Annotated in this window: 19 protein-coding genes and 1 tRNA gene; 10 read left to right on the plus strand and 10 right to left on the minus strand. The window is 61.8% G+C overall.

Annotated features, from left to right (window positions below; genetic code table 11):
- The first annotated feature begins 14 nt into the window (after positions 1-14).
- Entirely contained in the window at positions 15-458 is a 444-nt protein-coding gene (locus ISX84_RS19220; RefSeq protein ID WP_195822010.1) for a hypothetical protein, read from the plus strand.
- A 26-nt stretch (positions 459-484) separates the two neighbouring features.
- On the opposite strand, the gene ISX84_RS19225 is transcribed toward ISX84_RS19220, so the two are convergent.
- From ISX84_RS19225 to speB, 4 genes are all read right to left on the minus strand, one after another.
- Positions 485-558 (minus strand) — tRNA-Gly (locus ISX84_RS19225).
- Between the two features lie 46 nt (positions 559-604).
- Entirely contained in the window at positions 605-1,456 is an 852-nt protein-coding gene (locus ISX84_RS19230) for a class I SAM-dependent methyltransferase (protein ID WP_195822011.1), read from the minus strand.
- A complete protein-coding gene (locus tag ISX84_RS19235) occupies positions 1,453-3,501 on the minus strand; it encodes an ASKHA domain-containing protein (RefSeq protein WP_195822012.1) in 2,049 nt (682 codons plus the stop codon). The genes ISX84_RS19230 and ISX84_RS19235 overlap by 4 nt, the downstream gene beginning before the upstream one ends.
- A gap of 146 nt (positions 3,502-3,647) precedes the next feature.
- Positions 3,648-4,634 carry an agmatinase gene (gene speB / locus ISX84_RS19240; RefSeq protein ID WP_195822013.1) on the minus strand — a complete coding sequence of 329 codons (987 nt, stop codon included), beginning with the start codon at positions 4,632-4,634 and terminating at the stop codon, positions 3,648-3,650.
- A 161-nt stretch (positions 4,635-4,795) separates the two neighbouring features.
- On the opposite strand from speB, the gene guaB reads away from it, so the two are divergent.
- The 7 genes from guaB (at position 4,796) to ISX84_RS19275 (ending at position 14,662) form a co-directional block, all read left to right on the plus strand.
- Entirely contained in the window at positions 4,796-6,244 is a 1,449-nt protein-coding gene (gene guaB / locus ISX84_RS19245) for an IMP dehydrogenase (RefSeq protein WP_195822014.1), read from the plus strand.
- A 49-nt stretch (positions 6,245-6,293) separates the two neighbouring features.
- Positions 6,294-7,457, plus strand: a complete 1,164-nt coding sequence (locus tag ISX84_RS19250) for an RsmB/NOP family class I SAM-dependent RNA methyltransferase (RefSeq protein WP_195822015.1) — start codon at positions 6,294-6,296, stop codon at positions 7,455-7,457.
- Between the two features lie 227 nt (positions 7,458-7,684).
- Positions 7,685-9,856 carry an ATP-binding protein gene (locus ISX84_RS19255; protein ID WP_195822086.1) on the plus strand — a complete coding sequence of 724 codons (2,172 nt, stop codon included), beginning with the start codon at positions 7,685-7,687 and terminating at the stop codon, positions 9,854-9,856.
- 335 nt (positions 9,857-10,191) lie between these two features.
- On the plus strand, positions 10,192-11,271 hold the full coding sequence (gene recA / locus ISX84_RS19260) for a recombinase RecA (RefSeq protein WP_195822016.1): 1,080 nt from the start codon (positions 10,192-10,194) through the stop codon (positions 11,269-11,271).
- A 165-nt stretch (positions 11,272-11,436) separates the two neighbouring features.
- Positions 11,437-14,124 carry an alanine--tRNA ligase gene (alaS, locus tag ISX84_RS19265; RefSeq protein ID WP_195822017.1) on the plus strand — a complete coding sequence of 896 codons (2,688 nt, stop codon included), beginning with the start codon at positions 11,437-11,439 and terminating at the stop codon, positions 14,122-14,124.
- Positions 14,125-14,128: 4 nt separating this feature from the next.
- The gene (locus ISX84_RS19270; RefSeq protein ID WP_195822018.1) at positions 14,129-14,419 is read left to right on the plus strand and encodes a DUF1330 domain-containing protein; all 291 of its coding nucleotides are present in this window, start codon (positions 14,129-14,131) and stop codon (positions 14,417-14,419) included.
- Between the two features lie 21 nt (positions 14,420-14,440).
- Complete coding sequence (locus ISX84_RS19275) at positions 14,441-14,662, plus strand: hypothetical protein (RefSeq protein WP_195822019.1); 222 nt, start codon at positions 14,441-14,443, stop codon at positions 14,660-14,662.
- 315 nt (positions 14,663-14,977) lie between these two features.
- Here the strand turns inward: ISX84_RS19275 and typA are convergent, their stop codons facing one another.
- The 3 genes from typA to ISX84_RS19290 form a co-directional block, all read right to left on the minus strand.
- Entirely contained in the window at positions 14,978-16,795 is a 1,818-nt protein-coding gene (gene typA, locus ISX84_RS19280; protein WP_195822020.1) for a translational GTPase TypA, read from the minus strand.
- 99 nt (positions 16,796-16,894) lie between these two features.
- Positions 16,895-17,230: a DMT family transporter gene (locus ISX84_RS19285; protein ID WP_195822021.1), complete on the minus strand. Its 336-nt coding sequence runs from the start codon at positions 17,228-17,230 to the stop codon at positions 16,895-16,897.
- 13 nt (positions 17,231-17,243) lie between these two features.
- The gene (locus tag ISX84_RS19290) at positions 17,244-17,699 is read right to left on the minus strand and encodes an Lrp/AsnC family transcriptional regulator (RefSeq protein WP_195822022.1); all 456 of its coding nucleotides are present in this window, start codon (positions 17,697-17,699) and stop codon (positions 17,244-17,246) included.
- A gap of 115 nt (positions 17,700-17,814) precedes the next feature.
- Between ISX84_RS19290 and ISX84_RS19295 the strand changes: the two genes are divergently transcribed.
- Together ISX84_RS19295 and ISX84_RS19300 are read left to right on the plus strand one after the other, a co-directional pair.
- Complete coding sequence (locus ISX84_RS19295) at positions 17,815-18,021, plus strand: DUF6356 family protein (RefSeq protein WP_195822023.1); 207 nt, start codon at positions 17,815-17,817, stop codon at positions 18,019-18,021.
- Positions 18,021-18,818: a class II glutamine amidotransferase gene (locus tag ISX84_RS19300; protein ID WP_195822024.1), complete on the plus strand. Its 798-nt coding sequence runs from the start codon at positions 18,021-18,023 to the stop codon at positions 18,816-18,818. Before ISX84_RS19295 ends, ISX84_RS19300 begins: the two co-directional genes overlap by 1 nt.
- Before the next feature lie 50 nt (positions 18,819-18,868).
- On the opposite strand, the gene ISX84_RS19305 is transcribed toward ISX84_RS19300, so the two are convergent.
- The 3 genes from ISX84_RS19305 to ISX84_RS19315 all read right to left on the minus strand — a co-directional run bounded on the left by ISX84_RS19305 (position 18,869) and on the right by ISX84_RS19315 (position 21,037).
- The gene (locus tag ISX84_RS19305) at positions 18,869-20,083 is read right to left on the minus strand and encodes an NADP-dependent isocitrate dehydrogenase (RefSeq protein ID WP_195822025.1); all 1,215 of its coding nucleotides are present in this window, start codon (positions 20,081-20,083) and stop codon (positions 18,869-18,871) included.
- Positions 20,084-20,217: 134 nt separating this feature from the next.
- Positions 20,218-20,802: an HD domain-containing protein gene (locus tag ISX84_RS19310; RefSeq protein WP_195822026.1), complete on the minus strand. Its 585-nt coding sequence runs from the start codon at positions 20,800-20,802 to the stop codon at positions 20,218-20,220.
- Entirely contained in the window at positions 20,795-21,037 is a 243-nt protein-coding gene (locus ISX84_RS19315; RefSeq protein ID WP_195822027.1) for a hypothetical protein, read from the minus strand. Before ISX84_RS19315 ends, ISX84_RS19310 begins: the two co-directional genes overlap by 8 nt.
- Between the last annotated feature and the right edge of the window lie 2 nt (positions 21,038-21,039).

Below are 21,039 nucleotides of genomic sequence, written 5' to 3' on the forward strand. Positions count from 1 at the left end.
CCCGGAGACACGTTATGAAGTTGCCTGCCCTGATCCTTGCTGCGGCGCTGCCGACCACTGCGCTTGCAGGCCCTGACCGTGTGTCGATCCTGCTGGGGTCCGAGCACATCAATGCCACCGAAGATTTCCGCGAATTCAATCCCGGTGTGTTCCTGACGTGGGAACGGGAGGTGTTCGACTACACCATCGGCGTTTTCCAGAACAGCTATTCCAATGTCTCGCCGCTGGTCTCGATCGGCTATGATGTCGAGGTTGCGACGGAATTCGAGATTGGCGTCTTTGGGGGGCTCGCTGTCTACCCCGGCGAAGGCGACCGGTTCGATCATTCCATCGGCGATGTGATCCCGCTGATCGGGCTTCAGGCGCGCTACCGGAACTTTTTCACGCAACTGCTGCCCGCAGATGGCCAATCGACGGACGGCGTGCTGACCTTCGGCATCACGTTCGAGCTCGACTAGGGTCTGACGGTTTCGGGATTTCGGAGTGGAGCGGGTAACGAGAATCGAACTCGTAACTTAAGCTTGGGAAGCTCGCGTGATACCTTTTCACCATACCCGCGCTCTGCCGCTGACCTATTGTTTTCGCCTCATCCGGTCAAGGGCCGTCAGCGATCTGCGCGGCGCGCTTTGAAGAAATTGATCTCTGCCGGGACACGCACCCCCTGATCCGTCTGAAAGGCCTCGAACACTTTCTCAACGCGAACCGCAATGGCGTCGGCATCAGCCGCTGACCCCTGGAAATACTCAACGGTGCGCGCGGCCGGGCCGACGCTTGTCGCCATGCGTGCCACTTCCGGCAAGAGGCCCGGCGGGGCAAGGTGGAGGGCGGCCACGTCAGCGGAAACATCCGTGAACCCGGCCTCTGTCAGGATGTCGGTCACCCGCGCAACATCGCGAAACGCGAAAGGACCGGGCGCATCGGGATCGACCGAGGGTGGCGCGCCCAGTGCCTCCTTTGCGGCATGCGCGGCAATGGTGAACCACGGGTTCTGCTGAATTTGACCCCAGGCGGCGAAGGTCACCTCGGCACCGGGCTTCAACCCCGTCAGGATGTTTCTGAAAGCCGCGACGGGTTCGGCAAAGAACATCACGCCAAATCTGGAGATCAGGTGATCAAAGCTTCGGACGTCGAAGCGGTACGCCGCCGCATCCGCAACCTCGAAGGCGACGTTGCTGGCCCCCTCCGCCCGCGCCGAGGCATGCGTCAGCATCGTGGGCGAGATGTCGGCGCCAAAGACAAAGCCGTCCGCGCCAACCCGGTCGGCGGCCTGCAGGGTGCTCGCCCCGGTACCACAGCCGATGTCCAGCACCCGGTCCCCCGGACGCAGAGGCGCGCGCTCAAACAGACCGTCCAGCACCGGCTGCATGAAGGCATCCAGCATCTCCTGCTGCTCAACCCATTTCTGCCCCGCGCTCGTGGTCCAGAACGCCGCCTGATCGCTATTGTCCTGGCTCATCCGCGTCTCCTTCTGCGCCGTCCGCCACCGCTCGCATCATCCGATCCGCCGCCGGTGTTGAACGTCCCGGTGGGCAGGGTGACGATGGAATTCAGAATGGGGAAGGGCTCCACCGCATTGGGGATCGCCGAGGCATTCACGAAATGCTCCTGAAAGCGCGGCTCGATGGCGGTTTCGACCTTGTGGATCGCACGCACCGTCGCCTCGATCTCTGCCCGCGCCCCGGTGTTCAGCAGCGCAATCCGCGCCCCGGTGCCAGCCGCATTGCCCGCCGATGTGACCTTGTCCAGCGGCGCATCCGGGATCATGCCCAGCACCATCGCGTGTTTGGTCGATATATGCGCGCCAAAGGCCCCGGCCAGCACCACCCGGTCCACCTTGTCGACGCCGAATTTGTCCATCAGCAGACGTGCGCCGGAGTAAAGCGCGGCCTTGGCCATCTGAATCTCGCGGATATCGCGGTTGGTGATGGTGATCAGCGGCCCGCCGGACGCCGTGCCGTCATGCACCAGATAGGAATATGTCCGCCCGTCCTGGAACACCCGGTCCGATCCCGTCTGCTCCGGCGAGCCGATGAGACCGGGTGCGTCGACAATCCCGTGGATGCGCATTTCGGCGACCATCTCGATTATGCCGGAGCCGCAAATGCCGGTAATGCCCGTCACGCCGATCATGTCCTCGAAACCGTCTTCATCCGACCATAGATCCGACCCGATGACCTTGAAGCGCGGGACCTTGGTGACCGGGTCAATCTCCACCCGTTCAATGGCACCGGGGGCGGCGCGTTGGCCGGAGCTGATCTGTGCACCCTCGAAGGCAGGTCCCGTAGGTGAGGAGCAGGCCAGCACCTTGTCCCTGTTCCCCAGCAGGATTTCCGCATTGGTGCCCACATCTACGACCAGCACCAGATCGTCGGATTTGTCCGGGGCCTCCGAAAGGGCCACCGCTGCGGCATCCGCGCCCACATGCCCGGCAATGCAGGGCAGCAGGTAGAGGCGCGCGGAGGGGTGGATGTTCAGCTCCAGATCATCGGCCCGCAGGCGCAGCGCGTTATTGGTGGCCAGCGCAAAGGGGGCCTGGCCCAGCTCGAAGGGGTCGATGCCCAACAGCAGGTGATGCATCACCGGATTGCAGACAAAAACCGCATCCACGATCAGTTCCTTGTCGATGGCCGCCTCTGTGGCGATCTGGGTGAAGAGCCCGCACATGCCTTCACGCACCGCGCGGGTCATTTCCTCGGCCCCCTTGGCGTTCATCATCGAATAGCTGACCCGGCTCATCAGGTCTTCACCAAAACGGATTTGCGGGTTCATCACACCGGAAGAGGCCAATACCTCACCGGTTTGCAGATCACAAAGGTGTGCCGCGATGGTGGTGGAGCCCAGATCAACCGCCAGCCCGTAAACGGTGCCATCGTAGTACCCCGGCCAGATGTTCATGATGCGCGGGCGGTTTTCCTGATCGCCCAGATGCACGGCGACGGTCACCTTCCAGTCGCCCTTGCGCAGAACCGGTTGCATGGACTGCAGGATGTGCAGGTCGGCGGTGACATCCGCCAGATCCCACTGGCTTTCCAGCGCGTCACGCAAGCGCTCCAGATCGCCCGAGGGATCATGCATGTCCGGTTCGGCAACTTCCACGTAGAAGAGCTTGGTCGAGGGGTCGAGCACGATCTCGCGCGCCTCGGCGCGTTTGCGCACCACCTGCTTGTGCACTTGGCTTTCGGGCGGCACGTCGATGACCACATCGCCCTGCACCGTCGCCTGACAGCCCAGCCTGCGGCCCTTGATCAGCCCGCGTTTCTCGTCATAGCGCTGCTCGACACTGTTCCACTCCGAGAGCGCGTCTTCCTTCACGGTGACGCCGTGTTTCGAGAACTCCCCGTAGCTGGGGGTGATCTGGCATTTCGAGCAGATGCCCCGCCCGCCGCAGACGGAATCGAGGTCGACGCCAAGCTGGCGCGCCGCCGTCAGGATCGGGGTGCCGGTCGGGAAATGGCCGCGTTTACCGGAGGGCGTGAAGACGACAAGGGGGTCGTTGCTCATAAGTCTTGGTCACCTGTTGATTGTCTGACGTCAGGATAGGGGCGGCAGAGGCGTGCGAGCGCCGGTCCGCGTCACATAATGCGCCTGCCGCGGCATTGCGCGTCTGAAATTGTCATATTCATTATGAAATCCAGTTGATGCGTGTGCTACCCCGCCAGTTCGGGGGTGGAGGCGCGGGCGTGGAAGATGAATCCCAGAAGGTTCAGCAGGACCTGCGCGGCCAGAATGGAGGTGCTGCCGGTGGGGTCATAGTCAGGCGCCACTTCGACCAGATCGATCCCGACAATCCGGTGCTGCAGCGCCACCTGCTGCAGCAGTTCCAGCACCTCGTAGTAGAGAAACCCGCCGTGGCTGGGCGTACCGGTACCCGGCGCGATGGACGGGCAGAAGGCATCGATATCGAGGGTGATGTAGACGTCGGCACCCGTTGGCAGGGTGCTTACAACCCCTTGCGTACCCATCTGACGGGCTTGCCGGACCGAGATGATCTGCGACCCCATGGCCCGCGCCTGCCTATAGCCTTCGCGTGCGGTGGAGCTGACATTGCGGATACCCACTTGTGTCAACCCGCTGACATAGGTCTGCTCTGCCGCGCGGCGCATCGGGTTGCCGTGGCCGTGCCGCACCCCGTGGCGTTCATCCACGAAATCCAGATGCGCATCGATCTGCAGAATGTGAAAGGCACCGCCCTTGTAGTCCGCGCCATCAAAGGCACGGATGCAGGGGATATTCACCGAATGATCGCCGCCGATCACGACGGGCAGGGCGCCCGCCCGCAGGATCGCCCGGACGCCCGCTTCGATGTTTGCGTGGCTCTGATCGGTGTCGGTGTGCACGATGTCGGCGTCGCCAATATCCACGATACGCACATCCGCGGGCAGATAGGTTGCATCATCCTCGTGGTCGTAGGCACCGGCATGGCCGAAGCTGAAAAGCGTGGAGGCTTCGCGCACCCCGCGCGGCCCGAACCGCGCGCCGGATCGCCATTGTGTACCGGCATCAAAGGGTGCGCCCAGAACCGCAACCTCGGCATCAATCGCCTGCCAGTCGGCCACATAGGGCCGTTTGCCAAACGTCGAGATGCCGACGAAGGGCAGGTCCAGCCTGCCGCCCTCATACCCGTGTCCCGCCATGGCATTTGTTTCCTTTAGTGACGCCTGCGCCAGTTTCGCCCCAGATGAAGGCGCAGGCAATGGCCGATACGCCAGATTTGGTGGTTTTCCCTCTTTCCATTTTCCCCGCTCCGTGAAATAGGAAACTGCCAAATGAGACACTCCGCGCGCGAGGTATGCTAATGGAGATTCGTGAGGCCCTGACCTTTGATGATGTGCTGCTGGTGCCGGGAGCATCCTCGGTTCTGCCCTCGACCGCAGACACGCGCACCCGCGTGACACGCGCCATTTCGATGAACATCCCGCTGCTCAGTTCCGCGATGGATACGGTGACCGAAGGGCGCATGGCCATCGCCATGGCACAGGCAGGCGGCATCGGCGTGGTGCACCGCAACCTCGACATCGAGGAACAGGCCCGCGAGGTGCGCCGCGTGAAGCGGTTCGAGAGCGGGATCGTCTACAACCCGATCACGCTGCGCGCCAATCAGACCCTGGCCGATGCCAAGGCGCTGCAGGACCGCTACCGCGTCACCGGTTTTCCGGTGGTGGATGAAAAGGGCCGCGTGGTTGGCATCGTGACCAACCGCGACATGCGTTTTGCCAGCGATGACAAGACGCCGGTGTCGGTGATGATGAGCTCTGAAAACCTCGCCATTCTGCACGAACCTGCGGACCGCGAGGAAGCCATCAGCCTGATGAAGGCGCGGCGCATCGAAAAGCTGCTGATCACCGACGGGAATGGCAAGCTCACCGGTCTGCTGACCCTGAAAGACACTGAGCAGGCGGTGCTGAACCCCACGGCCTGCAAAGACGGGCTCGGTCGTCTCCGGGTGGCGGCGGCGACCACGGTCGGGGATGCGGGCTTTGAACGCTCCGAGGCCTTGGTGGACGCGGGCGCGGATATGATCGTGATCGACACGGCACATGGGCACTCCGAAGGCGTGGCGGCAGCCGTGCGCCGGGCCAAGGCGCTCAGCAACGAGGTGCAGATCGTGGCGGGCAACGTGGCCACGGGCGCGGCCACACGCGCGCTGATCGATGCCGGTGCCGATGCGGTCAAGGTGGGCATTGGTCCCGGCTCCATCTGCACCACGCGGATGGTTGCGGGTGTGGGCGTGCCGCAGCTCACCGCGATCATGGATTGCGCCGCAGCGGCCGGTGACACACCGGTCATCGCTGATGGCGGCATTAAATTCTCAGGCGATTTTGCCAAGGCCATCGCGGCAGGCGCCTCCTGCGCCATGGTGGGCAGTATGATCGCCGGGACGGATGAAAGCCCGGGCGAGGTGATCCTCTATCAAGGCCGCAGCTTCAAAAGCTACCGCGGCATGGGATCCTTGGGCGCCATGGCCAGCGGCTCGGCGGATCGGTATTTCCAGAAAGACGCGGCTTCCGACAAACTCGTGCCCGAAGGCATCGAGGGGCAGGTGGCCTATAAGGGCAGCGCAGGCGCGGTGCTGCACCAATTGGTGGGCGGTCTGCGCGCGGCGATGGGCTACACCGGCTGCGCGACCGTCGATGAGATGCGCAGCAACTGCTCTTTCGTCAAGATCACCGGGGCAGGGCTCAAGGAAAGCCACGTGCATGACGTTCAGATCACCCGCGAAAGCCCGAACTATCGGGTCGGATGATCGCTGTGGGGGCAGTCGCAGAACATGATCCGACGGTGCGGAGGCGCCTGTGACCCCCGGCGCGCGCGTAGCGGCGGCCATCGAGGTTCTGGACAGTATCCAGACCGGAACCCCGGCAGAGCAGGCGCTGACCCGATGGGCCCGTCAAAGCCGCTTTGCCGGGTCAAAGGATCGCGCGGCGGTGCGGGATCATGTGTTCGATGTGCTGCGCCGCCGACGCTCTGCTGCTGTTTACGGCGGCGGCCAGACCGGGCGCGCCCTGATGATCGGCGCTTTACGGCAGGAGGAGACAGATCTCACCCCTCTCTTCTCGGGTGAGGGACATGCGCCCGCGCCGCTGACAGATCACGAGATAGCGCAAACCACAGCGCCGACCGAGACCGGCGATCGCTGGAACCTGCCGGACTGGATCCTGCCGGAATTCCAGCGCAGCCTCGGCGAGGAGGCGGATGCGACCGCATTTGAATTGCAGAACCGGGCACAGATCACCCTGCGCGTCAACCTGCAGAAGATGACGCGCGACGCGGCGCTTGCGGCCCTGCAGGGCGAAGGCGTGACAACCCATCCCAACCCGCTGTCGGAAACGGCCCTGACGGTCACCGACGGGGCGCGGCGGCTGCGCAACTCTCAGACCTACCAGGACGGCGGTGTCGAATTGCAGGATGCCGCATCACAGGCGGTGATCGACCTATTGCCACCCGCGTCGCGCTGTCTGGATTATTGCGCCGGCGGCGGTGGTAAAGCGCTGGCGATGGCCGCGAAAGGGCTGGATGTCAGCGCCCATGACATCGCCCCCCGCCGCATGCAGGACCTACCTGCGCGGGCCAGCCGGGCGGGGGTCGAGATTGCGCAGTACAACACGGCAAAGTTGGCCGGGCAGGCCGGTTTCGACCTGGTGCTGTGCGACGCACCCTGTTCCGGCAGCGGGGCCTGGCGACGCTCCCCTGAAGGCAAATGGACGCTGACCCTGGACAGGCTAGACGCCTTGAACGGCACACAGGACGACATTCTGGATAAGGCCGTGCCCCTCGTGGCAACAGGCGGGACCCTCGTCTATGCGACATGCTCCGTCTTGCGCTGCGAAAACGAAGACAGAATCGCGGCTTTTCTGGAGCGTCACAAGGGTTGGCAGTGCGGATTGCAAAGGCGCTTCAACGTTATGCAACACGGCGATGGTTTTTTCACAGCACACTTGACGCGCGTTAAACTCTAGGCATACTCAACCTCTGCGAGCATTGCCTGTCGTGGTTAAGCCAAGATTAAGACATCAGGCGTGTAAATGCAGATGCGATTCGAATTTCTTGGAGCCTGACTTTGCCGCGCAGCGCCTTGACCCCTTCAAAAATCACGGAGTTTGCAGTGACCGCACAAAGGCGTCTGGGAACGCTTGTGCTGCTGGCCGTCCTGCTGGGTGTCCTGGCGCTGGCCTCTCCGGACCAGATGATCCGACGCGCGCTTTTCGCCGCCTGCCTGTCGCTGCTGGGGTTGAGTTGCCTCCTGATGTCGATTGCGCAACGCTACAAAATACGCCGCGCATCGATGATCGGAACGCTCTCTGACTTCATCAACAATGACTCCGCACCGAGTTTTCTGGCCGACAAGAACGGCGAAATCCTGTCCTCCAACCTCACCGCGCGCAAGCGGTTCGAGAGCGACATGGATGACATGCTGAGCGGCACGCTGAAAAACACGCTGGCCAATCCCAGCGGCATCGTTTTTCGCCTGCAGTCGCGCGCCGATCACGAAGGCTCCGCCCGCGAGGATTTGGTCACACGGCGCGGGCATCTTCGATTGGCGGTGCATCAGGCCGGGGCGGAGACCTATCTGTGGCGCCTGGAAGACGTGCCGACGGCGGCACAGGCGGCGGATGGTCCCACCCTGCCGATGATCCTGGTCGGGCGCACCAATGCGGTGCTCTACATGAATGAACAGGCCCGGAAAATCGCGGGCGGGCGTGTGAAGACACTGGACCGTCTGTTCAAGCACCTGCCGGTTATTCCGGGGACGGTCTGCGATGTTTCCGGGGCAGAAGGACCGACCCGGGCGCTGGTCAGTGAGGTCGATGCCGGAGCCGGGCGGCGCGCACTATACCTCCTGCCACCCGGTGCCGAAACCATGGCAAAGAACGGCTGGAATGTTTTTCAGGACCTGCCGGTTCCGCTGCTGAAAATCAGTCAGGAAGGCGATGTGCAGGCCTACAACCGGCTTGCGGCCAGTCTGATTGGTGTGGCCCTGAAGGACAAGGTTCACCTCTCTGAACTGATGGAGGGGCTGGGGCGCTCGATCACCGATTGGCTGGGCGAAACGCTGGCGGGCCGGGCGCCGCAGCAATCGGAATTCCTGCGCCTGAAGCGGACGGACAAGGAAGTCTTTGTTCAGGTGACCCTGAACCGGGTGACGGAAGAGGGCGTGCCGGCGCTGATCGCTGTGCTGAATGACGCGACCGAGCTCAAGTCTCTGGAGGCGCAATTCGTCCAGAGCCAGAAGATGCAGGCCATTGGTCAGCTCGCGGGCGGCGTGGCGCATGATTTCAACAACCTGCTGACCGCGATTTCAGGCCATTGCGACCTGCTGCTGTTGCGTCATGACCAGGGTGACCCGGACTTCAGCGATCTTGTGCAGATCAACCAGAACGCCAACCGCGCCGCGGCGCTGGTCGGCCAGTTGCTGGCGTTCTCGCGCAAACAGACATTGCGCCCCGAGACGCTGGACATGCGCGACACGCTCTCTGATCTGACGCATCTGCTGAACCGGCTGGTGGGTGAAAAGATCACCCTGACGCTCAGCCATGATCCGGTGCTGGAGCCGATCCGCGCGGACAAACGCCAGCTGGAACAGGTTCTGATGAACCTCGTGGTGAACGCGCGCGATGCGATGCCGCAAGGGGGCCAGATCCGCATCGTGACCGAATGCACCGATCTGGCCGAGCCGCTGGAACGGGACCGGGTTCGTGTCCCGCCCGGGCGGTACGTGACGGTGCAGGTCTCTGATGACGGGGTCGGTATCCCGTCCGACAAGCTCCAGAAGGTGTTTGAACCCTTCTTCACCACCAAGCGGACGGGCGAGGGCACGGGGCTCGGCCTGTCAACCGCCTACGGTATCATCAAACAGACCGGCGGTTATATCTTTGTCGACAGCACAGTGGGCACAGGCACCTGCTTCACCCTCTATTTCCCGGTGCTGGAGGCCTCCGAAGTCGAAACGCCGGTGGCGCGGGAAGAGAAGCCGAAACCGGCGGCCAAACACGGCGATGGTGTGATCCTGCTGGTGGAGGACGAAGCGCCGGTACGAGCCTTCGCAAGCCGTGCCCTGCGCCTGCGCGGATACACGGTACTGGAGGCGGATTCCGCCGAGGCCGCGCTGAAAACGCTGGAAGATGCATCACTCAATGTCGATGTCTTCGTCACCGATGTCGTTATGCCTGGCATGGACGGTCCAAGCTGGGTGCGCGAAGCCTTGAAAGACCGGCCGGGGGTGCGCGTTGTCTTCGTCTCCGGCTATGCCGAAGACAGTTTTGGCGAGACACAGATCAAGATCCCGAATTCCGTTTTCCTGCCGAAACCGTTCTCCCTGAACGATCTGACCGACACGGTACACCAGCAGCTGCACTGACAGCAAACTGCCGGATGGTTTGCCGACCGCAAAACGGGCGTCCACTCTGATCGGTACGGATCATCCCGCGCGCCTCTCAAGACCTCGATACATCTACTTCATGCGCCGGTAAGCCTTTCATAAAAAACACGTTCCCGCGCGCAGCCATAGCCGCTGCGAAGAAGTTGGGCTGCTTAAACCTCTCCTTAACCAGATTCGACAAAAGATAGTTTATCGAAATTTTGATTGAAATGTTCTCTTTTTGATCTCATAAGGAACGTAATGAGAACATTCCGATCAGGCGCGCCGGCAATCATTGCCGAGTTTCGCGAAGTATGACACTAAGAGGAAACGCAATGGCAACGGCAGATTTATTGAGCATGGATAGTAAGAAATCGGCAGACAAGCAGAAGGCGCTGGATTCCGCACTGGCACAGATCGAACGCCAGTTCGGCAAGGGCTCGATCATGAAACTGGGCCAGGAAGGGGCTGTGCAGGACATCAAGTCAAGCTCCACCGGTTCCCTGGGGCTGGACATCGCGCTTGGCATTGGCGGTCTGCCGATGGGCCGTATCGTCGAAATCTACGGGCCGGAAAGCTCAGGCAAAACCACGCTCACCCTGCATTGCGTTGCAGAGCAGCAAAAGGCGGGGGGCGTCTGCGCCTTCGTGGATGCGGAGCACGCGCTGGACCCGACCTATGCCAAGAAACTCGGCGTCGATCTCGATGAGCTGCTGATCAGCCAGCCCGATACCGGCGAGCAGGCGCTCGAAATCACCGATACGCTGGTCCGCTCCGGCGCGGTGAACATGGTCATCGTCGATTCCGTGGCCGCGCTGACCCCGAAGTCCGAGCTTGAGGGCGATATGGGCGACAGCTCCGTCGGTGTGCAGGCGCGTCTGATGAGCCAGGCGATGCGCAAGCTGACCGGGTCGATCAGCCGCTCCAACTGCATGGTCATCTTCATCAACCAGATCCGAATGAAAATCGGTGTGATGTTCGGCTCGCCTGAAACCACGACAGGCGGCAACGCCCTGAAATTCTACTCCTCGGTGCGTCTCGACATCCGCCGCATCGGCGCGCTCAAGGACCGCGACGAGGTGGTCGGCAACCACACCCGTGTGAAAGTGGTCAAGAACAAGGTCGCCGCCCCCTTCAAGCAGGTCGAATTCGACATCATGTACGGCGAAGGCATCTCCAAGATGGGCGAACTGCTCGACCTCGGCGTGGCGGCTGGCGTCGTGGACAAATCCGGCTCCTGGTTCAGCTACGGTGACGAGCGGATCGGGCAGGGGCGTGAGAATGCCAAAAGCTTCCTGCGCGAAAACGTGCAGATGGCGCTGGAGATTGAAGACAAGATCCGCGCGGCGCATGGGCTTGATTTCGACATGCCCGCGCATGAACGCAAGGAAGATGACGACATTCTGGAAGCCTGACCTGACCAGACGCGACGGTCCGACAACCGGCGCGACCGTCTCAGAACATTCTCAATCGGGGCGTATCATCACGGTACGCCCCGTTTTCATCCGCAATCGCCCGTGGACAGCCGTCAGCGGGCGGGCTATTTGACGCAAACCGGTAAACACGCTCAAAGGCCCGCCATGCAAACGCTGAACGATATCCGCTCTACCTTCCTGTCCTATTTCGACAAGCAGGGTCACGCGGTTGTACCGTCGAGCCCCTTGGTGCCGCGCAACGACCCCACACTGATGTTCGCGAACTCCGGCATGGTGCAGTTCAAGAACCTCTTTACCGGGGTGGAGACACGTGACTACAAACGCGCCACAACCGCGCAGAAATGCGTGCGCGCGGGCGGCAAACACAACGATCTCGACAACGTCGGCTATACCGCACGCCATCATACCTTCTTTGAAATGCTGGGGAATTTCAGCTTCGGCGACTATTTCAAGGCGGACGCCATCAGGTTCGCCTGGGAGTTGATCACGCGGGATCTCGGGATCGACAAGAACCGGCTCTATGTCACCGTCTACCACACCGATGAGGAAGCGGCGGAGATCTGGAAGAAGATCGGGGTCCCGCAAGACCGCATCATCCGCATCGCAACCAATGACAACTTCTGGATGATGGGGCCAACGGGCCCTTGTGGCCCCTGCACGGAGATTTTCTACGACCACGGGGATCATATCTGGGGGGGACCTCCGGGCAGTCCTGAAGAGGACGGCGACCGGTTTGTGGAAATCTGGAACCTCGTTTTCATGCAATATGAGCAGTTCGAGGACGGCACGCGGCGTGATCTGGCCGCGCAATCCATCGACACGGGCATGGGGATCGAGCGCGTTGCCGCGCTGCTGCAGGGCACCAACGACAATTACGCCACGGATCTCATGCGCAACCTCATCGAGGCCTCGGCCGATGCCACCAGCACCGACCCCGACGGCCCCGGCAAGACCCATCACCGGGTGATTGCCGACCATTTGCGCTCCACCTCTTTCCTCATGGCCGATGGCGTGATGCCGAGCAATGACGGGCGGGGATATGTGCTGCGCCGGATCATGCGTCGCGCCATGCGGCATGCGCATCTGCTGGGGGCAAAAGATCCGCTGATGCACCAGCTGGTGCCCGCGCTCGTCCGTCAGATGGGGGCCGCATACCCCGAGCTTGGTCAGGCGCAGAGCATGATCGAACAGACCCTGCTGCAGGAGGAAACGCGGTTCCGTCAGACATTGGATCGCGGCCTGAAGCTGCTGGATGACGAACTGGCAGGGCTTGCCGAGGGTGCGGATCTGCCCGGTGCTGCGGCGTTCAAGCTTTATGACACCTACGGATTTCCGCTCGATTTGACGCAGGACGCCCTGCGTGAAAAGGGCCGGGCGGTGGACACCGACGGCTTCGATGCCGCGATGGCAGAGCAAAAGGCCAAGGCCCGCGCGGCGTGGGCCGGGTCCGGCGAAGCGGCGGATGCGAGCATCTGGTTCGATCTGGCGGATAAACACGGGGCCACGGATTTCCTCGGCTATGATACCGAGATCGCCGAAGGCGTGGTCCTGGCGATTGTCGAGGACGGCAAGGAGATCGATGCGCTGACAAGCGACAGCCCGGCCTGGGTCATTTTCAACCAGACACCGTTTTATGCAGAGTCCGGCGGGCAGGTTGCGGATCACGGGTATGTTCGCGTCCTGGAGGGCACGCATGAAGCCTCCGAGACCCGGTTTCTGGGGCAGGTCAGCGATGTGCAAAAGCGCGGTGACGGGCTCTTTGCCCATTATGTCTCGGCGGAGGCGGGCACGTTGAAAGCCGGGGACGCCATTCAGCTAGAGGTCATGCACGCCCGCCGCACATCCATTCGGGCCAACCACTCCGCCACACATCTCTTGCACGAAGCGCTGCGCGAGGCGCTGGGAGACCACGTCGCCCAACGCGGCTCACTTAATGCCGAGGACCGGTTGCGGTTTGATTTCAGCCACACCCAGGCCCTGTCGCAGGAAGAGCTGGACCGTGTAGAGACCGACGTGAACCGCTACATCCGCCAGAATGCTCCGGTCGATACGCGGATCATGACACCCGATGACGCGCGGGCGCTTGGCGCGCAGGCGCTCTTTGGCGAGAAATACGGTGATGAGGTGCGGGTGGTCTCCATGGGGCGCAAGGACGGCTCCGGCAAGGGCACCGATGGGGACACCTATTCGCTGGAGCTTTGCGGCGGCACCCATGTGCGCCAGGCCGGCGACATCGGCGCTTTCGTGACCCTGAGCGACAGCGCCAGCAGTGCCGGTGTCCGCCGGATCGAGGCGCTGACCGGGGCGGCGGCCATGAGCTATCTGCGGACGCAGGATCACCGGCTGGCCGAGGTTGCCCTTGATCTAAAGGCGCAGCCTGCCGATGTGCCCGACCGGGTGCGCGGTCTGCTGGAAGAGCGGCGCAGCCTTGCCAATGAGGTTGCCCAATTGCGGCGGGAACTGGCGATGTCCGGCGGCAGCGGAACAGCCGCCCCCGAAGCGCGGGACGTCGCTGGCATTCCCTTTATCGCCCAGGTTCTGTCGGGCGTAACGGGCAAGGATCTGCCCGCGCTGGTCGATCAGTTCAAGGACAAGATCGGGAGCGGCGCGGTCTTGCTGATTGCCGATACCGGTGACAAGGCTGCTGTGGCCGCCGGGGTGACCCAGGATCTGACCGACAAACTCTCAGCCGTGGACATCGTGAAGTCGGTTGTGGTCGAATTGGGCGGCAAGGGCGGCGGCGGACGCCCCGATATGGCCCAGGGCGGCGCACGCGACGTGGCCAATGCAGATGCCGCGATTGCAGCGGCGGAGCAGGTTTTGAAAGGATAGCCCGATGGGAGCACTCTGGATCGCACATGTCACCGTCACCGACGATGAGGCATATGGCAAATACGCAGCGCTTGCGACCGAAGCGATTGCCGCCCACGGCGGTCACTTCATCGCGCGCGGCGGCAGGTTCGTGCAGCTTGAGGGGCAGGCGCGCCCACGCAACGTGGTGGCAAGGTTTCCGTCCGTCGAGGCGGCCGAAAACTGCTATAACTCTCCAGAATATCAACGGGCGCTGAGCCACGCACGCGATGCGTCCGAGCGGGAATTGATGGTCATCGAGACCTCCGAAGACTAAGCTTCCCAAGCCTGACACGAAGTGTCCGCGCGCCTGACCGCCATTCAGACCTCCGACGGTGGGTTTGACGAGCCATGGACAGCGGTGGAGACCAAAGACGCGACGCGCTGCTATATCATCAAGATTGATGACGACGATCTGGCTGAGGATAAGACACCAATGCGGTCTTTGTGCCAGCCTATCGTGATGGGCGGCGCCGTCCGGCCAATGGAAGGCCGGGCAGTTTTTGGGCGGTCGGTATGATACAAACACGGCATCCTCAACGACGTGAACAACTATCGTCGCAGTTCCAAACCGCAGAAAATGCACTCGCCGTACTTCAACAAGAAAGCCAATTCGTTGCTTGATACCCTATAAAACCTTGGCTGATCTGCAGGCCTTGGCTGCCCCGGGCGGTTTCATGGAAAAAAAGATCAGATATGCAGGGCCCATAAGGCACCAAAGACCTCCCCAGCCAGAGCAAAAGCCTTAGAAGATTGCAGTCGAGTAGGCGGAACCTCTCCCCATGCCCTCTCGGAAGAAAGAGGCGACGCAGAGAAGCCGAAGAGGAAGTAACGCTCAGCTGGCCTTGGCCATGCGTTTGCGTTCATGCGGGTCCAGATAGCGTTTGCGCAACCGGATCGCGTTTGGCGTGACCTCGACCAATTCGTCGTCGTCGATATAGGCGATGGCCTCTTCCAGCGACAGCGTCATTGGCGTGGTCAGCCGCACGGCTTCATCCGTGCCCGAAGCCCGCACATTGGTCAGCTTTTTGCCCTTGAGCGGGTTCACTTCCAGATCGTTCTCGCGGCTGTGTTCCCCAATGATCATACCGGTGTAGACATCCGCTTGGGCGCCGATCATCATCTTGCCGCGCTCTTCGAGGTTCCAGAGCGCGTAAGCCACGGAGGAGCCGTTTTCCATCGAGATCAGCACACCGGCACGGCGTCCTGGGATCGAACCCTTATGCGGTGCCCAGCCGTGAAACACGCGGTTCAGCACGCCGGTGCCGCGCGTGTCGGTCAGAAACTCGCCATGATAGCCGATCAGCCCGCGCGACGGCACATGCGCCACGATCCGGGTCTTGCCCGCACCTGCCGGTTTCATCTCCACCAACTCGCCCCGCCGCGCACCGGTGATCTTCTCGATCACAGCGCCGGAATATTCATCATCCACGTCAATCGTGGCTTCTTCGATGGGCTCGTGACGCTGGCCGTCGATGTCCTGAAACAGCACCTGCGGGCGGGAAATGCTGAGCTCGAACCCTTCGCGACGCATGTTCTCGATCAGAACGCCCATCTGCAATTCGCCGCGGCCCGCGACCTCAAAGGCCTCGCCACCCGGCGTATCGCTGATCTTGATCGCGACGTTGGATTCCGCCTCTTTCATCAGGCGTTCGCGGATGACGCGGGACTGCACCTTCTTGCCATCGCGGCCCGCCAGAGGGCTGTCGTTGATGCCAAAGGTCACCGTGATGGTGGGCGGATCGATGGGCTGCGCGGGCAAGGCCTCGGTCACCTGCGGGGCGACGATACTGTCGGCTACGGTGGCCTTGGACATGCCGGCGAGGCTGACGATGTCGCCTGCCTCGGCCAGATCGATGGGTTGCTGCGTCAGGCCACGGAAGGCGAGGATCTTGGTGACGCGGAAGTTCTCCACCAGATCACCGTCCCGTGACAGTGCCTTAACCGTCTCACCGGCCTTGAGCGTGCCGGATTCGACACGGCCCGTTAGGATGCGGCCAATGAAAGGATCCGCCCCAAGGGTCGTTGCCAGCATCCGGAACGGCGCGTCGCGCTGCTCGACCTGCGTCGGGGCAGGGACGTGATCCACCACCAGATCGAACAGGGCGGAGAGATCCTCGCGCGGGCCATCCAGTTCCATATCCGCCCAGCCGTTCCGACCGGAGGCATACATCGCCGGGAAATCCAGCTGATTGTCATCGGCCCCGAGGTTGGCAAAGAGGTCGAAACATTCATCCAGCGCCCGATCCGGCTCCGCATCCGGTTTGTCGACCTTGTTCAGCACCACGATGGGGCGCAACCCCAGCGCCAGCGCCTTGGAGGTCACGAATTTGGTTTGCGGCATCGGGCCTTCGGCAGCATCGACCAGCAGAACAACGCCGTCCACCATGGACAGGATACGCTCCACCTCGCCTCCGAAATCGGCGTGGCCGGGGGTGTCCACGATGTTGATCCGGGTGCCTTTCCATTCAACGGACGTGGCCTTGGCCAGAATGGTGATCCCACGCTCCCGCTCCAGATCATTGCTGTCCATGGCGCGTTCGGTTGTCGCCTGGTTTTCGCGGTAGGTGCCGGATTGCTTGAGCAGTTCGTCCACCAGCGTCGTCTTGCCGTGGTCAACGTGAGCGATGATTGCGATGTTGCGCAGGTCCATGAAAAGAGCCTTTGAAATGGGAAAAAGCACGCATAAGCGTGCAGGTTGGGGGGCGCATACCGCGCTGCGGCGCAGAATGCTAGGGGAAATCGCCGCTGGTTAATGCGACGTTGTGGCGGAAAAGAGATGGATCACGGCGATCCCGCCGATGATCATCGCCAACCCCAGAACGGCGGGCCAGTCAAGCTTTTGGCCGAAGATGACAAAGCCGATGGAAGCGATGCAGACAATGCCAAGCCCCGACCAGATCGCGTAGACCACCCCCACCGGCATGAACCGCAAGGTCAGCGCCAGGAGGTAAAAGGAGATGCCATAGGCCACCACCACGAGCACCGAGGGCCAGAACCTGCTGAACTGGGCGGAGGCCTGCAGCGCCGTCGTCCCGATGGTTTCCATCACAACTGCGGCAGTCAGATAGAGGTAGTGCAGAGGCATGTGAAAATCCTTGCTAGAGAGGAAGTTGCGAGGTGTCCTTGATCTGCTCCATTACGAAACTGGCGGAGACATCCGACAGCGGCACGCGTTTGATCAACGCCTGATAAAGCCGATCATAGTCCGCCATATCGGCCACCCGCGCCCGGATCAGGTAGTCGAGATCTCCCGTCATCCGGTAGACACCGAGGATTTCCGGCATGGCCCGGGTGGCCTTGCGAAAGGTCTCCAGCCAATCGGGCGCATGGGCGTTTGTGCGGATCATGATGAAGACCATCAGCCCGAGACCCACCTTCTCCGGATCCAACACAGTCACGCGCCTGGCAATCACACCCGACTTTTCCAGCGCCTTGATGCGCCGCCAGCAGGCGTTTCGGCTGAGATGCACAGCTTCGCCTAAGGCATCCAGAGGCATGCTGGCATCCTGTTGCAAATGAGTGAGGATTCGGCGGTCTGTTTCATCGATCGTCATCACATATGCACTTTAATGTGGAAAAAATCCCGCAGTCAATTCAAATGACGCAGAGATTTGGGACAAACTCCCCCGATCCATTCGATAGATGTATCGAAACACCAAAGGAGCCCCCATGATCCAGCGCATCTTTCTGTCCCACCCGGCCAGTGTTGACGAGACATTCTTTCAGCACATGCTCTTTGCCCTACGCTTCGCCCTGTCGCTCTTTGCAGCAGCGGCTGCGGCCCTGGTGCATGCCTTCGTGCCCTGTCTCTTCGAGAAAACAGCCAGCCGGATCATCACCCAGCTGCATGCGCGCATCCACAATCGGGGGCACTGATGTGCCGATGGGCCGCCTATCTCGGCGCGCCGATCTTTCTGTCCGAGATTCTGACCGCGCCTGCACATTCGCTGATCATGCAGTCGCGCGCCGCCACGGAATGCAAGACGGCGATCAACGCCGATGGGTTTGGGCTTGCGTGGTATGACAAGCGGCCCGAACCGGGCCTCTACCGCGATGTCTACCCGGCGTGGTCGGACCCCAATCTGGCAGCGCTGGCAGATCAGGTGCAATCGCCGCTCTTTCTCGCCCATGTGCGCGCCTCGACCGGCACGGCCACCAGCCGCAACAATTGCCATCCATTCGTGCAGGGGCGCTGGTCGTTCATGCATAACGGGCAGGTGGGCGGCTTTGATCAGTTTCGCAAATCCGCCGATATGCTGATCGATGATGCCCTTTATTCAGCACGGCGCGGCGCCACGGACAGCGAGGTGCTGTTTCTGATCGCCTGTGGTCTTGGGCTGGACAATGACCCGCGCCGCGCGTTCGAGGCTGCGGTGGGAAAGTTGCAGTGGATAGCGGGGCGCCACGGTTTCGCTGGGCCGCTGATCCGCTGCACGGCCGCGCTCTCGGATGGCGAGACTCTGTACGCAATCCGCTACGCCTCGGATCACCTCGCACCATCGCTTTATTATCAATGGCATGACACCCGACGCGGTTGGGCAGTTGTGTCTGAACCCTATGAAGAAGATGCCAGTGAATGGCACGCTGTGCCTGCGGGGAGTTTCTGCCGTTTCACCAAGGACGCGGTCGAGATTTCAGATTTCGCGCCCCTGCAACCGGCGCAGGCTGCATAAAAAAGGGCCGCGTTTCCGCAGCCCTTTCATGTGGTTCATTGACGAATGCCTCAGCCGGCAAGCGCCTTGTTGAGGTTTTCGTCGACTTTTTCCAGGAAGCCCATGGTGGTCAGCCATTTCTGATCGGGCCCGACCAGCAGGGCAAGGTCCTTGGTCATGAAGCCGCTTTCGACGGTGTCGACGATGACCTTTTCCAGGGTCTCGGCAAAGTTCATCAGCGGCGCGTTGTCGTCCAGTTTCGCGCGGTGCTTGAGGCCACCGGTCCACGCATAGATCGAGGCGATGGAGTTGGTGGAGGTCTCTTCGCCCTTCTGGTGCTGGCGGTAGTGGCGGGTCACGGTGCCGTGCGCCGCTTCGGCCTCGACGGTCTGGCCATCGGGGGTCATCAGCACCGAGGTCATCAGACCCAGCGAGCCAAAGCCCTGCGCCACGGTGTCGGACTGCACGTCACCATCGTAGTTCTTGCAGGCCCAGACGTAGCCGCCGTTCCACTTCATCGCGCAGGCGACCATATCGTCGATCAGGCGGTGCTCGTAGGTGATGCCAGCGGCCTTGAATTTGTCTTCAAATTCAGTTTCGTAGATGTGCTGGAACAACTCCAAGAAACGTCCGTCATACTGCTTGAGAATGGTGTTCTTGGTGGAGAGATACACCGGCCAGCCAAGCGACAGACCATAGTTCATGGACGCGCGGGCGAAGTCGATGATCGACTGGTCGAGGTTGTACATCGCCATCGTCACACCGGCGCCGGGCGCGTCGAAAACTTCCTTTTCGATCTCGGTGCCGTCGTCGCCGACGAACTTGATCGTCAGCTTGCCCTTGCCAGGGAATTTGAAATCGGTGGCGCGGTACTGGTCGCCGAAAGCGTGGCGGCCCACGACGATGGGCTTGGTCCAGCCCGGCACAAGGCGCGGTACATTTTGGCAGATGATCGGCTGGCGGAAAATCACCCCGCCGAGGATGTTGCGGATGGTGCCGTTGGGCGAGCGCCACATCTGTTTCAGGCCAAATTCCTCGACCCGCGCCTCATCGGGCGTGATGGTGGCGCATTTCACGCCGACGCCGTATTCCTTGATCGCGTGCGCCGCGTCCACGGTGATCTGGTCATCGGTCTCGTCGCGTGCCTCAATGCCGAGGTCATAGTATTTCAGGTCCACATCCAGATAAGGCAGAATGAGTTTCTTCTTGATGAAATCCCAGATGATCCGGGTCATTTCATCGCCGTCGAGTTCGACGACGGGGTTGTCCACCTTGATCTTTGTCATGGAGTTCTCCTGCGTAAGGTTCGAGTCAGATTGCGCGCGGTGTAGCGCAGATGGTTGGGGTTTAAAAGGCTGTATACAGATGTATACCGAGTTTACGGCGCGAAAATGCGGCTGACGGACGCCAGCAGTGGCGCTCAGGCGCGCAGACGGTCAAAATAGGCGGCAAGCTTGGGACGCAGCCAGCCCCAGATAACAGGCGCGCCGCGTTGCATCGGCGTGCCCACGCGAGCATCAAGCTGGTCAAGGGTCACGTTATAGTCGCTCCAGGATCCGCCGCCGTTCTCCATATTGGCGAGCGGCGTGGTCAGCCGGTCAATGGCCTTGCCGAACTGCGCATCCGGGGTCTCAGCCGCTTCGAACTCATCCCAAAGCGCCCGGTAGGCCGCTGCCTGATCATCCGGCAACAGGCCAAAGAGACGATCAGCTGCCGCCTGTTCCGCCGCCTCCTGCGCTGCTGCATCCACATCGCCATGGATGGGGGTGTCGCCTGCGTCGATCTCCACCAGATCGTGGATCAACAGCATCTTAAGAACCCGGTCGATGGACACACCGTCGGGTGCATGATCGGCAAGCACAAAGGCATGCAGCATCACGTGCCAGGAGTGTTCGGCGGAATTCTCGAACCGGCTGTTGTCATGCAGACGCGAGGCACGCAGGACGGATTTCAGCCGGTCCGCTTCGTTAAGAAAGGCGACCTGCGCCGCCAGACGCTCACCCATCCTGCGGCGGCTCCAGTTTGCCGGCCATCTCGTCCTTGATTGTCTGCAGCACCTCGCGCGCCCGCTGTTCCGCCCGGCGCACGCGCACGGCAGTCAGATAGGCCTCTTCCATGGTCTGCGACGAGCCGCCGATGGTATCGGCGATCCGCTGCACAAAGGCATCGTCACCCGTTGCGTTGATGATCTTGAGGCTTTCCAGCGCCAGTTCGTCCGCGACGTCTTCGACGATCCCCATGC

Origin of the sequence: Roseobacter sp. MH60115 (assembly GCF_015644665.1) — a bacterium.
Classification (GTDB): domain Bacteria; phylum Pseudomonadota; class Alphaproteobacteria; order Rhodobacterales; family Rhodobacteraceae; genus Roseobacter.

What these genes read in the sequence shown, in the direction of transcription:
- ISX84_RS19310 (WP_195822026.1), bottom strand. Translation starts at nt 20,802, where the DNA reads ATGGGTGAGCGTCTGGCGGCGCAGGTCGCCTTTCTTAACGAAGCGGAC.
- ISX84_RS19300 (WP_195822024.1), top strand. Translation starts at nt 18,021, where the DNA reads ATGTGCCGATGGGCCGCCTATCTCGGCGCGCCGATCTTTCTGTCCGAG.
- ISX84_RS19290 (WP_195822022.1), bottom strand. Translation starts at nt 17,699, where the DNA reads ATGACGATCGATGAAACAGACCGCCGAATCCTCACTCATTTGCAACAG.
- alaS (WP_195822017.1), top strand. Translation starts at nt 11,437, where the DNA reads ATGCAAACGCTGAACGATATCCGCTCTACCTTCCTGTCCTATTTCGAC.
- recA (WP_195822016.1), top strand. Translation starts at nt 10,192, where the DNA reads ATGGCAACGGCAGATTTATTGAGCATGGATAGTAAGAAATCGGCAGAC.
- ISX84_RS19285 (WP_195822021.1), bottom strand. Translation starts at nt 17,230, where the DNA reads ATGCCTCTGCACTACCTCTATCTGACTGCCGCAGTTGTGATGGAAACC.
- speB (WP_195822013.1), bottom strand. Translation starts at nt 4,634, where the DNA reads ATGGCGGGACACGGGTATGAGGGCGGCAGGCTGGACCTGCCCTTCGTC.
- ISX84_RS19220 (WP_195822010.1), top strand. Translation starts at nt 15, where the DNA reads ATGAAGTTGCCTGCCCTGATCCTTGCTGCGGCGCTGCCGACCACTGCG.
- guaB (WP_195822014.1), top strand. Translation starts at nt 4,796, where the DNA reads ATGGAGATTCGTGAGGCCCTGACCTTTGATGATGTGCTGCTGGTGCCG.
- typA (WP_195822020.1), bottom strand. Translation starts at nt 16,795, where the DNA reads ATGGACCTGCGCAACATCGCAATCATCGCTCACGTTGACCACGGCAAG.
- ISX84_RS19295 (WP_195822023.1), top strand. Translation starts at nt 17,815, where the DNA reads ATGATCCAGCGCATCTTTCTGTCCCACCCGGCCAGTGTTGACGAGACA.
- ISX84_RS19230 (WP_195822011.1), bottom strand. Translation starts at nt 1,456, where the DNA reads ATGAGCCAGGACAATAGCGATCAGGCGGCGTTCTGGACCACGAGCGCG.
- ISX84_RS19235 (WP_195822012.1), bottom strand. Translation starts at nt 3,501, where the DNA reads ATGAGCAACGACCCCCTTGTCGTCTTCACGCCCTCCGGTAAACGCGGC.
- ISX84_RS19305 (WP_195822025.1), bottom strand. Translation starts at nt 20,083, where the DNA reads ATGACAAAGATCAAGGTGGACAACCCCGTCGTCGAACTCGACGGCGAT.
- ISX84_RS19315 (WP_195822027.1), bottom strand. Translation starts at nt 21,037, where the DNA reads ATGGGGATCGTCGAAGACGTCGCGGACGAACTGGCGCTGGAAAGCCTC.
- ISX84_RS19255 (WP_195822086.1), top strand. Translation starts at nt 7,685, where the DNA reads ATGATCCGACGCGCGCTTTTCGCCGCCTGCCTGTCGCTGCTGGGGTTG.
- ISX84_RS19270 (WP_195822018.1), top strand. Translation starts at nt 14,129, where the DNA reads ATGGGAGCACTCTGGATCGCACATGTCACCGTCACCGACGATGAGGCA.